The organism is Roseovarius maritimus (assembly GCF_043355895.2).
GTDB classification, from domain to species: Bacteria; Pseudomonadota; Alphaproteobacteria; order Rhodobacterales; family Rhodobacteraceae; genus Roseovarius; species Roseovarius maritimus.
Map to the genome: position 1 here is coordinate 79,091 of NZ_JBHFPF020000002.1, position 14,538 is coordinate 93,628.

At 62.4% G+C, this 14,538-nt stretch carries 14 protein-coding genes and 2 pseudogenes; 4 read left to right on the forward strand and 12 right to left on the reverse strand.

From position 1 onward, the window contains the following. Nucleotide 1: 1 nt before the first annotated feature. Both ACEWPM_RS05130 and ACEWPM_RS05135 read right to left on the reverse strand, forming a co-directional pair. Nucleotides 2–178, reverse strand: a pseudogene (locus ACEWPM_RS05130) (integrase core domain-containing protein); the annotation flags it as partial. A 649-nt stretch (nucleotides 179–827) separates the two neighbouring features. After that, nucleotides 828–1,607: a potassium channel family protein gene (locus ACEWPM_RS05135; RefSeq protein ID WP_393963283.1), complete on the reverse strand. Its 780-nt coding sequence runs from the start codon at nucleotides 1,605–1,607 to the stop codon at nucleotides 828–830. 447 nt (nucleotides 1,608–2,054) lie between these two features. Here ACEWPM_RS05135 and ACEWPM_RS05140 point away from each other — a divergent pair, with 447 nt between their 5' ends. The 4 genes and pseudogenes from ACEWPM_RS05140 (at nucleotide 2,055) to ACEWPM_RS05155 (ending at nucleotide 6,727) form a co-directional block, all read left to right on the forward strand. Beyond that, nucleotides 2,055–2,300: a hypothetical protein gene (locus ACEWPM_RS05140; protein WP_393963215.1), complete on the forward strand. Its 246-nt coding sequence runs from the start codon at nucleotides 2,055–2,057 to the stop codon at nucleotides 2,298–2,300. 384 nt (nucleotides 2,301–2,684) lie between these two features. Continuing rightward, nucleotides 2,685–2,795: pseudogene (locus tag ACEWPM_RS19790) on the forward strand (IS3 family transposase); the annotation flags it as partial. 302 nt (nucleotides 2,796–3,097) lie between these two features. After that, complete coding sequence (locus ACEWPM_RS05150; RefSeq protein ID WP_393963214.1) at nucleotides 3,098–4,555, forward strand: mechanosensitive ion channel domain-containing protein; 1,458 nt, start codon at nucleotides 3,098–3,100, stop codon at nucleotides 4,553–4,555. Between the two features lie 117 nt (nucleotides 4,556–4,672). Further along, a complete protein-coding gene (locus ACEWPM_RS05155; protein WP_393963213.1) occupies nucleotides 4,673–6,727 on the forward strand; it encodes a catalase in 2,055 nt (684 codons plus the stop codon). A gap of 60 nt (nucleotides 6,728–6,787) precedes the next feature. Here the strand turns inward: ACEWPM_RS05155 and ACEWPM_RS05160 are convergent, their stop codons facing one another. The 10 genes from ACEWPM_RS05160 to ACEWPM_RS05205 form a co-directional block, all read right to left on the reverse strand. Then, nucleotides 6,788–7,192: a thiol-disulfide oxidoreductase DCC family protein gene (locus ACEWPM_RS05160; RefSeq protein ID WP_393963212.1), complete on the reverse strand. Its 405-nt coding sequence runs from the start codon at nucleotides 7,190–7,192 to the stop codon at nucleotides 6,788–6,790. Next, entirely contained in the window at nucleotides 7,189–7,710 is a 522-nt protein-coding gene (locus ACEWPM_RS05165; protein WP_393963211.1) for a glutathione peroxidase, read from the reverse strand. The genes ACEWPM_RS05160 and ACEWPM_RS05165 overlap by 4 nt, the downstream gene beginning before the upstream one ends. Before the next feature lie 69 nt (nucleotides 7,711–7,779). Further along, a complete protein-coding gene (locus ACEWPM_RS05170) occupies nucleotides 7,780–8,652 on the reverse strand; it encodes an amino acid ABC transporter permease (RefSeq protein WP_393963210.1) in 873 nt (290 codons plus the stop codon). Nucleotides 8,653–8,664: 12 nt separating this feature from the next. Beyond that, nucleotides 8,665–9,501, reverse strand: coding sequence for a transporter substrate-binding domain-containing protein (locus ACEWPM_RS05175; RefSeq protein WP_393963209.1), 837 nt, complete (start codon nucleotides 9,499–9,501; stop codon nucleotides 8,665–8,667). 29 nt (nucleotides 9,502–9,530) lie between these two features. Continuing rightward, nucleotides 9,531–10,316: an amino acid ABC transporter permease gene (locus ACEWPM_RS05180; protein ID WP_393963208.1), complete on the reverse strand. Its 786-nt coding sequence runs from the start codon at nucleotides 10,314–10,316 to the stop codon at nucleotides 9,531–9,533. Next, entirely contained in the window at nucleotides 10,316–11,059 is a 744-nt protein-coding gene (locus tag ACEWPM_RS05185; RefSeq protein WP_393963207.1) for an amino acid ABC transporter ATP-binding protein, read from the reverse strand. Before ACEWPM_RS05185 ends, ACEWPM_RS05180 begins: the two co-directional genes overlap by 1 nt. 98 nt (nucleotides 11,060–11,157) lie before the next feature. Then, nucleotides 11,158–11,322, reverse strand: a complete 165-nt coding sequence (locus ACEWPM_RS05190; RefSeq protein ID WP_393963206.1) for a hypothetical protein — start codon at nucleotides 11,320–11,322, stop codon at nucleotides 11,158–11,160. After that, nucleotides 11,319–12,455, reverse strand: coding sequence for a YeeE/YedE family protein (locus tag ACEWPM_RS05195; RefSeq protein WP_393963205.1), 1,137 nt, complete (start codon nucleotides 12,453–12,455; stop codon nucleotides 11,319–11,321). The genes ACEWPM_RS05190 and ACEWPM_RS05195 overlap by 4 nt, the downstream gene beginning before the upstream one ends. After that, nucleotides 12,455–13,381, reverse strand: a complete 927-nt coding sequence (locus ACEWPM_RS05200; RefSeq protein ID WP_393963204.1) for a sulfurtransferase — start codon at nucleotides 13,379–13,381, stop codon at nucleotides 12,455–12,457. Before ACEWPM_RS05200 ends, ACEWPM_RS05195 begins: the two co-directional genes overlap by 1 nt. Before the next feature lie 227 nt (nucleotides 13,382–13,608). Further along, the gene (locus ACEWPM_RS05205; RefSeq protein ID WP_393963203.1) at nucleotides 13,609–14,526 is read right to left on the reverse strand and encodes a dimethylarginine dimethylaminohydrolase family protein; all 918 of its coding nucleotides are present in this window, start codon (nucleotides 14,524–14,526) and stop codon (nucleotides 13,609–13,611) included. Nucleotides 14,527–14,538: the final 12 nt, after the last annotated feature.

Here is a 14,538-nt window from a genome sequence, read left to right on the forward strand (position 1 = left end):
GTTAGTCCATGGTCGGTCTTTGGTCTATCGAAACGATGCTTTCGGACGCTGGTGGGCGGTATCCCAGAGCGCTGTGCGGTCTGACACTGTTGTAGTGGCGGCTGTAGAGGCGGTGCCACTTTTCAGTCAGAATCTGGGCCTCGCACAGTGAGCAAAAGACCTCACCGTTCAGAAGCTCGATCTTAGGTAGCAAACGCACCAATTTGCCGACTGGATGGTTCAGTCCAGTTCGGCTTGAATTGGCACATGTCAGAGCCATTGATTATCCAGACACTTTGACAGAAGCGGGCCGAGATTCTCGGTCGGATTAAGGCGTATGAAGCACAGATCGCCCATGCCAAACATGATTTGGCACATCTGAATGCCACCCTCGAGCCTTTCGCCAGTCCGGAACGCCAACGTGCCCGCTACATGGTCAGCCACGGTTTCTTGAAGAAAGGTGAGGCCGCCGATATTTGCGCGCGGCACCCAGATCAGTATCCAGAACGGAGATCTGATGGTCAGTGTTGATTGACAGCATCTCTACGTTACCCCCGTAAAATGGAAGAGTGCTAAGTAATTCACCGTTTCTTGCCGCAAGGACGGACTCGAGTTCTTCGGTGCTGGCCACCCCAGTCAGATGAGGCTGGCTAATGTACGCATCGGGCAAGCCGCACCGCAGCACCTGTCCCTGCGACAAACGGCTGCACTGGGCCGGAACCGCCAAATCTTTTGGGGGCGGCGGCCATTCCGTTGAGTAGTGCAAGCTTGAGATATAACATTTTCTGCTCGTCTTTTGTGACCGCTCTGCTGCAATGACGGACAACTATCGGAAAACGCTGCCGCGTTCATGTTCCAGTGTCGCCCTCTGTCTCAATTTTCAACGTCTCGCCACAATGCTTGCAGTGAATCGCGTCCGGTTCGTGGCGGTTCAGGCCGCATTCCGGGCATCTATGCTTGATCTTGGACGGCTGAAAGATGGCGCGGGCCAACTGTACAAAAAGTGCGACGCCCACGACCATGATGAACACCGACAACAGCTTTCCGCCGGTTGTCGTCATGGTGATGTCGCCAAAGCCCGTCGTCGTGAGCGTCGCCACTGTGAAATAGAGCGCGTCGACATACCCGGTGATGCCAGCGGATTCATCGAAAGCGAGCACGAAGACGAGCGACGTCGTCACGAAAATGAAGACGAACAGGTTGACCGCGGCGAGGATCGCGTCTTCGTGGCGGCGGAAGAACAGGCTCTCGCGCCGCAGGTCACGCAGCAGGTGGTAGGCGTGGATCAGCCGCAAGCCCCGCAGCACGCGGAGGAATGTGAAGTTCTCGGTTAAAAGCGGTGCCAGGAGCAGAGACAGTACGACGACCATATCAGCAAGCGTGTAGATGCGCGTCAGTTCCCGGCGCAGGTTATCGGAGATCCAGAACCGGGCCGCGAGGTCCAGAAATATCAGCAGGCCGAGCCCAAAGTTCAGCGCTGTCGTAACCGGTGTGGTGGGCAGCGCCGCGGTTGCAATGAAATAGACGATGGTCAGGGCATCGAAAACGATCAGCCCATAGCGAAACCGCCGGGCCCGCTGGCTTTGCCCGTTGTAGAGTAACCTGACCGTTCGGTGCAATTCTTCCATCGACGCAACATGCCACAGGTTTTCGTCTGGAACCATCTGCCGAAACCAGGGTGTGTCCGCGGACAAGCTCGGTTCACTCGCATTGGGATCATCTGACGTCGCCAAGTTCCTGCACCCGCGGCGAATGGAAGGTTCGACGGGCCGCACCGCAACACCACAAGTTGGTGACGAGCGCCCGCTTAGGGCCGTCCATGAAGAAAGTTCTGAGCATTTGATTTCAACGGCTTGCGCGGTGGCGAGCGCATCTTCTTGCTCGGCGCCCGAGTATCTGACCCTGCCTTCCATCTTGGTATGCCCAGCCCCGCAACAACCAGCAAGCTTGACCCTAAATTCGGCTGAGCCACCTTCATCCTCAAAGGTGTTCAAATGGAATTCTGTTGGCCGACTTTGCGTACAAGGCGCAAATCGCCTCCATCGCTCTAGCTGCCAAGTACGCCAAGGAGGCTTATGACTGGTCAAATCATCGCAATGATCCTTCTGACACCGTTTGCGCTGGCTTTCATTTATGCGGGTATCCACGAATATCTGCGACACAGATCCAGGGACGGCGCGAGTTACGGGCTCGTCTATGATGAGGAGACAGGGACGACGCACATCTCTGGAATCGCCGAAAATGAGGAAGCCTATAACCCCGATGAGTTCGATCCGAATGATCACAATAGGTTGGAGGGCGCAGACGACGACGGATTGTAGGCTTCTGATGCCTCGCCACCTCACATGCAGCGAACCTGCACCGTCCCGCTTTTGCATTTCGCAACTGTTCTTCTGCGCGGGATCGAAAGGTCTGATGATATTGGGGCCATCTCCGTTTTCTACGGATCAGCAGACAGGGTAGTGAGGCCCAATCCTTGGAAATGCAGAAGAGATCATGGCTCACAATTCCACCATCTATAAAGTCGAGTTGTCGATCTGAATCGCCCCGAGTTTGTCGGAGACCATCAACTTAATTAAGGATGATGGTTATGACGAAAAGCGAAATGGCAAATCGCTACTCGCCAGAGGTCCGCGCGCGTGCGGTCCGGATGGTGTTCGAGCATCGAGGCTCCTATGAGACGCAGGCGGGCGTGATCGCGGCCAGAAATCAAACGTGTCTGGGATGAGAATTACCAGGTCTACGGTGTCCGCAAGGCGTGGCATCAGCTCAAGCGCGAGGGCTTTGAGCTGGCGCGCTGCACGGTGGCGCGACTCCCTCTCGGGACATTTCCTGCGGAAACACCTTGCCGGGCAGTGGATGAAGCAGATCGGCATTCGTGGCGCGGTGCGTGGAAAGGTGGTCAAGACGCCGGTCCCTGACACGTCAGGGCTCTGTCCGTGCGACAATCGCACTCGCCGCAACTGTCATCTACTGGCTACGGTCCAGAGCCGAGACAAATCCTTTATCTGCGATTGAAACCGCTGCGATCAGAGCGCGTTGACTGCGCGGCGGCGGGCAGTATCGTCCTCGGGATGCGGCAGCGTGAGAGCGCGCCTCGAAACAAGGTGGACGTGGAATGACTCGCATTGCAGAAAACCGGATACAGGACGCTTTGGCGGCGCTGCTGATTGCGCTGTGCTTTGCCATTACAGGCGGTTCGGCACTGGCCCAGACAACCTTCACCGCGCCGGACAGCGCCGCGAGCGATCCGCAAAGGGAAGTATCGGTCGACCCGGATGTGCGCGATTCCCAGATCGCGGACCGCCTGACCCGCATCCTTACCGCCAGCCAGTGGTTCGAGGCGCTGGAAGTATCCGTCAGCGAGGGCATCGTCTTTGTCGACGGGATCACCGAAAACGACGAGCGCAAGGATTGGGCGCGGCAGCTGGCGCTGCGCACCGAGGGCGTCGTCGCCGTGGTCGACCGGATCGAGGTGACGCCCGATGTCAGCTGGGATCTGACGCCGACATGGCGCGAAATCGAGCGACTGGCCGAGCGGGCGCAGTGGTTCGCCCCGCTCACCGTTGCCGCGCTTTTCATCCTTGCGGTGACATGGTTTCTGGCGCGCGCTGTCGCGGCGCTGGCCCGGCGATGGCTACGCACGCGCATCCCGTCGCCGCTCCTGCTGAGTTTCGTGGCCAAGGCACTGTCGGTCCCGGTGGTCCTGATCGGCATCTATGTGATCTTGCAGATTGCGGGCCTGACGCGGCTGGCGATCACCGTGCTGGGCGGCACTGGCGTAGTTGGCATCATCGTCGGCCTCGCGTTCCGCGACATCGCCGAGAACGCGCTGGCCAGTATTCTTCTCAGCATCCGCAACCCTTTTCGCACCGGCGACTGGATCATCGTGGCCGGTCATCAGGGCATCGTGCAAAACCTCAACATGCGCACGACGGTTCTGCTGACGTTGAATGGCAACCATGTTCAGATTCCGAACGCCATTGTCTACAAGAGCGTCATCGAGAACTCCTCGACCAATCCCAATCAACGCTCGGAGTTCGGCGTCGGGATCGGCTATGACGATTCGGTGCTGGAGGCGCAGGAGGTCATCATCGAGGCCCTGCGCGCCCATCCCGCCGTGCTGAACGATCCCGAGCCGACGGCATTGGTCGACGAGCTGGGCGCATCGACGGTCGATCTCAAGGTGCAGTACTGGATCGATGCGCGCGCCTATTCGATCTTCAAGGTGCGCTCGGCCCTGATGCGGCAGGTCAAGCTTGCGCTGCAGAATGCCGGCATTTCGATGCCCGACGCCTCGCGTGAGATCATCTTTCCCGATGGCATTGCCGTGCGGCACCAACCAACGGAGGACGAGGGCGTCAGGACTGCACCTCATCTGCCGCCAGGTTCGCAGCAGCCTGCCAAGCAAATGCCGACCCCGCCCGAGGCAGATGCCGCCGATGCCGCGCCCGGAGAAGGCGATCTGGCCTCCGAAGCGGAAGACCTGCAACGTCAGGCGGATGCCACCAGCAGCCCCGATGCAAGTGAGAACCTGCTGGCGCCCGAACCGCCACAGACGCGCAGCGGCACATAAACGCTTCTGAGCCGAATATCGCGGGCGCGAGCGCGGCGGGATGTCGCGCTGTCGGGAACGAAAGCCGCCCTTCCAAGTTTGATGGACATCCAGACCATCATACGAGGATCCTTGGCAATGACCGACGAGACACGCGACAAGGGCGGCGCACCGCGCCAGCAAACCACAGACCGCGATCGCACCATGACCACCGCGCAGGGCGGGCCGATCGCGGACGATCAGAACTCGCTGACCGCCGGGCCGCGCGGGCCGGTCCTGCTGGAAGATCACGTGATGCGCGAGAAGATCTTTCATTTCGACCACGAGCGCATCCCCGAGCGGGTCGTCCATGCGCGCGGCTATGGCGTTCACGGCCATTTTGAGCTGACCGAGGCCATTCCCGAACTGAGCTGCGCCGACATATTCCAGCGCGTCGGCGAGAAGACCCCCACCTTTACCCGGTTCTCCACCGTGGCGGGCAACAAGGGGTCGTTCGATCTGGCCCGCGATGTGCGCGGCTTTGCCACCAAGTTCTACACGCAGGAAGGCAACTGGGACCTCGTGGGCAACAATATCCCTGTCTTCTTCATTCAAGACGCGATGAAGTTTCCCGACCTCGTCCATTCGGTCAAGGAAGCGCCTGATCGCGGCTTTCCGCAGGCGCAATCGGCGCATGACAACTTCTGGGATTTCATCTCGCTCTCGCCCGAGGCGATCCACATGACGCTGTGGCAGATGTCCGACCGGGCAATCCCCCGCTCCCTCCGCTTCATGGAGGGGTTCGGTGTGCACACATTCCGGCTGGTCAACGCCGAAGGGAAATCGCATTACGTGAAATTCCACTGGAAGCCGCGCGAGGGCCTGCAATCGGTGGTCTGGAACGAGGCCGTCAAGATCAACGGCGCCGATCCCGATTTCCACCGCCGTGACATGTGGGAGGCGATCGACGCGGGCGATTTTCCGCAATGGGACCTGGGCATTCAAGTCTTCGACGATGAGTTCGCTGACAAGTTCGAGTTCGACATCTTGGATGCGACCAAGCTGATCCCCGAAGAACAGGTGCCCGTCCGCATCATCGGCACGCTCACACTCGACGCCAATGTCGACAATTTCTTTGCCGAGACCGAGCAGGTGGCCTTTTGCACGCAGAACATCGTGCGCGGCATCGACCACACGAACGATCCCCTGCTGCAAGGACGCAACTTTTCCTACCTCGACACGCAGACCAAGCGTCTGGGCGGTCCGAACTTCACGCATATCGCGATCAACGCGCCGAAATGCCCGATGCATCATTTCCAGCAGGACGGGCATATGGCCATGCGCAATCCGAAAGGCCGCGCCAATTACGAGCCCAACAGCTGGGACGAGGATGGCGGCCCGCGCGAGAATCCCGAGATCGGATTCCAAAGCTATCCCGAGGAGATGGAGGGCCAAAAGCAGCGCACACGCTCGGAAACCTTCGCCGATCACTACAGCCAGGCGCGGCAGTTCTGGATCAGCCAGACCGAGACCGAGCAGCGTCACATCATCGGCGGCTACACGTTCGAGCTGTCGAAATGCGAGCATGAAAAGATCCGCCTGCGCGTCCTGTCGCATCTGCTGAACGTGCATGACGATCTGGCGCAGGGCGTGGCCGAGGGGCTGGGCGTCAAGGACATGCCAAAACCCGCAACCCCGGCCCGCGCGCCCATCACCGACCTGCCCGCCTCGGATGCCCTCAGCATCCTCAAGAACGGGCCGAAAAGCTTTGCGGGCCGGAAGCTGGGCCTCTATCTCAGCGACGGCGCTGATGCGGAGTTGGTAGAGGCGCTGGAAAAGGCGTTCAAGGCCGAGGGGGCGATGGTGGCCATTGTCGCTCCGCATATCCAGGGCGTGACACTCTCGGACGGCTCGACGCGCACCGCCGATGAAAAGATCGACGGTGGTCTGTCGGTCCTGTTCGACGCGGTGGCGCTGGTTTTCTCAGAGGAGAAAGGCAAGGATCTGGCGAAAGACAAGCCGTCGAAGGATTTCGTCAGCGACGCCTTCGCACATGCCAAGTTCATCGGCTGGACGGAGGCCGCAAAGCCCCTGATCACATCGGCCGGGGTCGAGGACATCGACGAGGGCATGCCAGAGCTTTCGCCGGACTCTGCCGCGGATTTCGTGGAAAAATGCGGCCAGCTGCGCCATTGGGCGCGCGAGACGGCATAAGCTGACAGTACCGTTGGCGAGCGGCCTGACCTCACGCCGGGCCGCTCGCCCGGCGGCGCATCACCCGCGCCCGCGCAGATGCTGCAGGCGGATGAACATCCCCACAATCCGCGGGCGCAGTTTCAGAAAACCCCGATACCCCAGTTCCAGCACCGGCAGAACACCCGGCACGGATGCCAACCGCGCGGCCCAGCCCCAGCCCGGCACCCGGCCCCAGACCTGTGCAAAACCCGCAGCGCCCGAGACAAGCCGACCGTCCGGCGTGCGCACATGAAAGCGGGCCTTGGCGTCCTTGGCGTCCAGTTCATCGGGCAGCCGAACCTCGGGCTGCGAGACATCCACCAGCGCCAGACGGCCCGCCTTGTCGCGCGCCGTGTAATGCGACAGCTCGGCCCGGCAGAGCGGGCACGCGCCGTCATAATAGACGGTCAGGGCGCCCTGCTCGTCCGCGCCCGCCGCGCTCATTGTAGCAGCGCCTCGATACTGCGCGTGATCTGGGGCGACAGCGGATCGACGCGCGAGCCATAGGTCCCCGCCACGCTACCATCGGGGGCGACCAGCACCTTGTTGAAGTTCCAGCGCGGCTCAAACCCCGTCTCGGCGCGCAGCGAGGCGTAGAAGGGATGCGCGGTGCTGCCCCTGACGGGCGTGATCCGGGTCATCGGCATGTCTATACCGTATTGCAGCTCGCAGAACTCCTTGACCGCCGCATCGCTGGCCAGCTCCTGGTTGAAGTCATCCGAGGGCACGGCAAGGACGACCAATCCCTGCTGGCGATAGCGGTCATAAAGATCCTGCAGCCCGCGATACTGGCGCGTGAAAGCACATTGCGAGGCGGTGTTGACTACCAGAACCGGCTGCCCGCGCCATCCTTCGAGCGAGACGGTGCCGCCGTCGATGGAGGCAAAGGACGCGCGCAGGTCAAGTGCGCTGGCAGGCAGGGCAATCAGCAAGGTCAGGCAAAGGGTGATGGCGCGGATCATGGTCAGACTCCTCCAGTGGTGCATTGGATACGGCGCAGCGGCGCGCGTGGATCACATGGGCCGCCAAGATTACTGCCGCCCCTCCAGTCTACGAAAGAGCAGCGAGAGGCCGAAACAAAGGATAAAGTAGAGCGCCGCCGTGGTAATCCACGCCTCGAAGATCAGACGGGTCGAGGCGACAAGCTCGACCGTCTTGTATGTCAGGTCCTGCACCGAGATCAGCGAGATGATCGAGCTGTCCTTGATCAGGCTGATGAACTGGTTCGCCATCGGCGGGGTCACCTTGCGCATCGCCTGCGGCAAGATGATATGGCGCATCTCCTGCACTGGTCCCATGCCGATGGCGCGCGCCGCCTCGCGCTGCCCCTGCGCGACCGACTGAATGCCCGCGCGCACGATCTCACCGACAAAGGCGCTCTCGAACAGGGCCAGTACGATCACGCCCGAAATCAGCGACGGAAACCGTCGCATGTCGCCAAAGAAGAACTCCCAGATCGCGGCATTATCGCTCCGCGCGACGCCGCGCGCCCAAGCGTTCAGGTTGAGCGCGTCGATCAGTTGCTGCGACAGGAAGAAAAAGAAGATGAAGATGATGACGACGGGCGGGATATTGCGCAGCAACTCCATATAGGTGCGCGCCAGAAGGCGAATCGTCAGGTTGCGCGCCGTGCGCGCGATGCCAAGGATAACGCCCAGTATCAGCGCGAGGACACTGGCGTAAATGCTGATGCGGATCGTCGTGATCAGCCCCTGCAGCAGCAGGTTGGCAAACCATTCGCCACGGTCCTCGCGCCAGCGCAGGATGTAGTCGGGGATGAGGTGCCAGCGCCATTCATAGGTCAGCGTGCCCTCCGCCCGCAGCAGGGCATACCCGATCCCCGCCGCAAGAGCGGCGAGGAGCAGCAAGTCAGGCCAGCGCAGTTTGCGCAGGATCGCGGGCATGGCGCAGGTCCCTTACTGTGGGATCTGGTCCTGCCAGGCGTCGCCTTTGAACCAGTAATCATTACGCTCCTTCAGCCAGCCGGAGGCGGTGCGCCCGGCAATCCAGTTGTTGAAGAAGTTGAGCGCATCCGGATCGCCCTTGCGCAGCGCAAACCCCTCGCCCGTGGCCAGAAAGGTCTGATCGAAGGGCACATGCAGCTTCTCGGGATAACGCCGCGCCTCGATCGAGGGGGCCGGCTCGGCGAACATGGTGGCGTGCGCATTGCCGTTCAGCACCTCCTGAACGGCGGCCGCCTCCTCGTCAAAGAGCAGCAGCTGCGCCTCGGGGAAAAGCTGCGCGATGACGGTGGCGGGCGTCGCGCCCCGGCGCGCCGAGAAGATGACGTCGCCGCTATTGTAATCCTCCAGCGCAAAGCCCTCGGTCATCTCCTTGTTGGCAAGGATGGTCTGGCCGGAAAAGGCGTAGGGATCGCTGAAATTGACGGTCAGGTTGCGTTCGGGCGTGATGGACATGCCCGAGATGATCACGTCGAAATTACCCGAGACGAGCTGCGGGATGATACCGTCCCAAGCGGTCGGGATGAACTCGACATCAACGCCCATATCCTCAGCCAGCGCGCGGCCCACATCCAGCTCGAAGCCGATCAGCTCGCCGTTCTTGTCGCGCATGGACCAGGGAGTAAAGACCGAAAGACCAATGCGGATCACGCCGTCCTGCTTGATCGTCTCGATCACCGATTCCTGCGCCAAGGCCTGCGTGGCCGACTGGGCGCTGGCGGACGCGCCGAAACCGGCGGCTGCCGCAAAGGCAAGGCCCAGCATCATCGCCGCTCTGCGTGTTGTCGTCATTGGAAAATCTCCTTGAAAATGGGGCTTGGTCAGGGGGTGAAGCGCCGCTCCAGCGCCGAGACGCCGAAGGACAGAACGAGGGTGATCGCCAGATATACGGCCGCCACGGTGAACCAGATCTCAAAGCTCATGTAGCTGTCGGAAATGATGTTGCGCCCGACGGTGGTCAGCTCGGCCACGGCGATGACGCTGACGATGGCCGAGGACTTGATCAGATGCACCGCCTCGCCGGTCAGGGGCGGCAGCATGAAGCGCACGGATTGCGGCAGGATGATATAGGCGAAGGACTGCGCGCGCGACATGCCAATGGCATCCGCCGCCTCCCACTGCCCACGCGCGACCGAGTTGATGCCGGCGCGGAAAATCTCGGAAATCAGGGCTGAATGGAAAACGGCCAGCGTCAGAATCGCCGCGCTCCACCGGCTGAGCTCAAAGATCGGGCCCAGCACGTAGTAGAAAAGGTAGAGCAGCACCAAAAGCGGGATGTTGCGGATCAGCTCCAGGTAGACCGTGGCCACGCCCCGGCCCATGATCAGCCCGGAAAGGCGCAAGATCGCCACCCCTGCCCCGATCAGGACCGCCAGCCCGAAGGCCGCCGCCGAGAGCCGCACCGTCGCCCAGAGGCCAATCAGTATCTCGCCCGGCTGAAATCCGTCCTCGGTCAGCGCGCCCAAGTATTGCGGCACACGGTACCATTGCCAGTTATAGCCCATCCGCTGCGCCCCGGCATAGGCCGACCAGACCAGCGCCGCCATGATCGCGGCATAGAGGACAATGGCAACCGGCGGCCGGTCCAGAATACGGGCGACGCGCATCAATGGCCCAGGATCTGGTTCAGAAAAACGCGGGCGCGCTCGGTCTTCGGCTGGGAAAAGAACACCTCGGGCGGCGAGATCTCGACGATGGCGCCTGCCTCCATGAAGACCATGCGGTCTGCCACCTTGCGCGCAAATCCCATCTCATGCGTGACGACGACCATGGTCATGCCGCTCTCAGCCAGGTCGACCATGACATCCAGAACCTCGCCGATCATCTCGGGGTCGAGCGCCGATGTCGGCTCGTCGAAGAGCATGACGCGCGGCTCCATGCAAAGCGCGCGGGCGATGGCGACGCGCTGCTGCTGACCGCCCGATAGCTGATCGGGGCGCTTGCCCTCCTGCTCGGGGATGCGGACGCGCTTCAGATATTTGCGCGCCAAAGCGTCGGCCTTGGACCGGCCCATCCCACGCACCTTTCGCGGGCCGATGGTGAGGTTTTCAAGCACCGTCAGATGGGGAAAGAGATTAAACTGCTGAAACACCATGCCGACATCCTGCCGCAACCGGCGGATATGCGGCGCCCCGGCCTCCATCCGGCGCCCGTCCACCGTCAGACTGCCGTCCTCATGCGTCTCAAGCCCGTTGAAGCAGCGGATCAGCGTCGATTTACCCGAGCCTGAAGGGCCGCAGACAACCACGCGCTCGCCCGCTCTCACCGTCAGGCTGACATCGTCCAGCGCCTGAAAGCCGTTGAAACGCTTGCCGATATTTTCGGCCACGATAATGGGCTGCTGCGTCATGCGATTGCTATCCCTGTCCCTCGCGCGGTTAACATAGCGCATCCGCGCCCATTGCAACCGCGATTGAGCGGTTTGTGGTGCAATCGCTGATGCCTGCGTCAGTCAGGCAGCGCGCCGCAAAATCCCCCTGAGGAGGCCTGCCCCGAGCCAAACGCAATCAGCGGCGGCGCGGAATAGGGGTTCGGCGGCGATGCGCCAAGATCCAGTGCAATGACACCGCCCACGAGGACAAGGGCGGCAAGGGCGATGATCCGGCGGCTCATGTGCGTGCCTCCAGACCCAGAATGGGCCGCAGCTTGACCCCATACCAAGACCCGGCAAAGGCGGCGGCGAACCAGACCCAGCCATGCAGGCTGCCGGTCGAGATCCCCGAGAAGAACGCGCCGACATTGCAGCCGAAGGCCAGCCGCGAGGAATAGCCCAGCAGCAGCCCGGCCACCACCGTCGCGGCCCAGGCCCGCGGGGGCAGTTTGGGAAGCGCCGCAGAGAGTCCCCCGGCGCGCCAGCTCGCCATCAGGAACGCGCCCGCGATCAGGCCGAAATCGGTCAGCGATGTATAGTCGGTCAGCACGCTGGCGCCCACACGGTCGGCATTGCCGGGGGCCGACCAGAACGCCGATCCGCTCAGATCCGCGCCCATGCCGACCGCGCCCTTGGCCACCCAGAGGCCAAGGCCATAGACCACGCCCCAGGGCTGGCCCGCGATCAGGAGGTTGCCGATGGCCAGCGCCGCCAACAACAGCGCGGCAATGATCAGGCGGCGCGGCAGCTTGCGCGTGCCCGGCGCCGCGCGCCAGAGAAGGAATGCCGCCACGGCGGCAAGCCCGGCCAGCGTGATGGCAAGGCCGCTTGTCCCGCGCAGCACTAAGATGGGCAGCGCGCCCAGATCGGTCCACCAGATAAGATGATAGGCGCCGAAAAAGCTGCCGATGGCAAAGAATGGCAGCGCGACAAGGCCCACGGGATTGCCGCTGCCCGCATTGACCAGCGTGCCCGAGCCGCAGCCCAGCACCACCTGCATCGCCGCGCCAAAGACGAAGGCACCGCCGATCATCGCAAAGCCGATGGGTGCCTCGGCCCCCACCAACTCACCGCCATGGTTGGCCAAGAGGGGCAGCGCAACGACGGCCACGATCCCGATGGCCAGAAGCTGCGCCAGGATGCCCGCAGGCTCGCGCCGCAGGATCATCGCGCGCCACGGCCCGGCAAAGCCAAAGCGCAGCCCCTCCAGCGTCATGCCGATGCCAAGGCCAATGGCCAGCATCAGGCCGAAACGTGCGCCCGCCAGCGCCGCGACGGTCGCGATCAGGATAGCGGCAAGGGCAATCAGCCCGGCGCGCGGCAGAACCCGCCCCTGGCTAGCGCGGGGGACGGTGTCATCCGTGGTGACGGTCATCAGTTCCCCATGATCTGGTTCAGCAGGTTCCGAAGCAGACCGGGCACATTGGCCATTTCGTTATCGGTCTTGGAATAGCCCACCATGGATTCGGCATAGAGCTTGACGTCGGGCATCCCGGCCAGCTCGGACATGGCGAACCAGTCGGTCGCGGCCCAGTGCCCCGTGTTGCAGAAGGACACGATGGGCCGGTCTGCATTCAGGCCCATGCGCGAAGCGATATCGCTGGCAGCCTTCGCATCCACGATCTGCGTACCGTCCTTGAAGAACTCTGAATGGGTGATGTTCTGTGCGCCCGGCAGCGTGCCGGGGCGCTCGGCCGCGTCGTGGCCCTTTTTGCCCTCGTAGAAGTTCGCGGGCCGCGCATCGACCAGCGTCGCCTCGCTTGCGCCGTTGACGACCGCCGCGACATCATCTGTCGTGGCCAGCCAGCGGTCGGAAAATGTGATGTCGATATCGGAGGGCATGGGCGCAGTGTCTCCGGTGACCAGCGGCAGCTTGCCCTCCTCCCAGGCCTCCATGCCGCCATTGACGATGGCCAGCTGCGTCAGGCCCGAGGATTTCAGCGTCCAGTAGACACGCGCGGCAGCGCCGAAATCGGTGTCGGTATCGCCCTCGTGCACGATGGCGACGGGGCGCTCGAAAGTGACGCCAAGGCTTTGCAGCATCGCCTCGATCTGGCCTTCGGAGGGGACTTGGCCCGGATTGTCCTCGGGGCCGCGGAACCCGGCATAGGGAGCCGAGACGGCGCCGGGAATATGACCTTCGGTATAGGCATCACCGCGAATGTCGAGGATCAGGGGCGCGTCGGCCTCAAGCTGCGCGTTCAGCTCATCGGGCGCGATCAGCGGGCCAAAGGTATTCTGGGCGAAGGCGGGGCTTATGATGCTGGCAAGCGCCAGCGCTGCGGGGGCGAGAAATCTCATGGCGGGTACCTCATGGTTGCGGGCCTTGCGCGTGATGTCGGCCCAAACGCGCCTTTTGGCAAGATGCAGCCGCCCGTGGCGCCAGGCCCCGGACAGGCCACCATCAACACGGGCTTGATACGGGTGGAACGCCTTGGTCGCAAACAGCGGGGCGCGCAAAGGATCTCCCGCCTCGCGCGCCTTTCATGGAACGATTGCCTTTTTCCGGGAGGGTCTACCCTCCCCGATCAGGCCCGGTTCAACGCCTGCGCCATGCAGTGGATACCGCCGCCGGTCTTTGAAATCTCGGCCGTGTCGATGGCCGCAACCTCGAAGCCACGCGCGCGCAGATTGTCGACCAGAACGGTGGACGCCTTGGGCGCGATCACCTTGCCATTGCCAAGGCTCATCACGTTGCAGCCAAGAGCCATGGTGTCGCGGAAAGGCACGTCGATGATATCGTGGCCCTTGCCCTTCAGCCAGTCGACGATCCAGGGATCGATGCAATCAAGGCAGACCGCCGTCAGCTTCTCGGCAATGGGCACGACCATCAGGTCGATATGCACGTAATATTCGTCAATGAAGGCCAGCTTCACCTCCCAGCCCTCATCTTCAAACCAGCCGGCGACCTGACGCGCGCCCGCCTCGTTGGTGCGCGCGCCGCCGCAGCCGATGAGCACGACGCCCTCTTCGATCACGTTGAAATCACCGCCCTCGAAGGTGCCAGCGGTGACCATGTCGTAGATCGGGATGCCCAGATCCTCGTAGGTGCGGATCGCCGCGTAATTCTCGCCCCGGCGCCACCATTGCGACATTGCCGTGATGATCGCGCCATAGGGTGTCATCACCGAGCTGTCGCGCGCATAGACCTGCATCGGCAACTCGGGCTCGGGCGCGTGCATCTGCACCTTGACGCCGAAATGCTCGTAGGCGGCGACCATTTCGGCATGCTGGCTCTGGGCCACCTGGATGTTGCAGGGGTTTTCGCGCAGATGTTTCGACGACAGGCTCGAGGTCGCCAGATGCTTGAGATGCGCGGGCGAGCCCAAAAGGACATGGCTGAGCGCGTCCGTCTCGTTCGGCAGGTGCCAATGCTGCATGGGGGCGGTGCCGCCACCACGCTTGCGGCGCTGGAGCGTGAATTCGGATTGGGTCTTGTCGAGCATGTTATTTTTCCT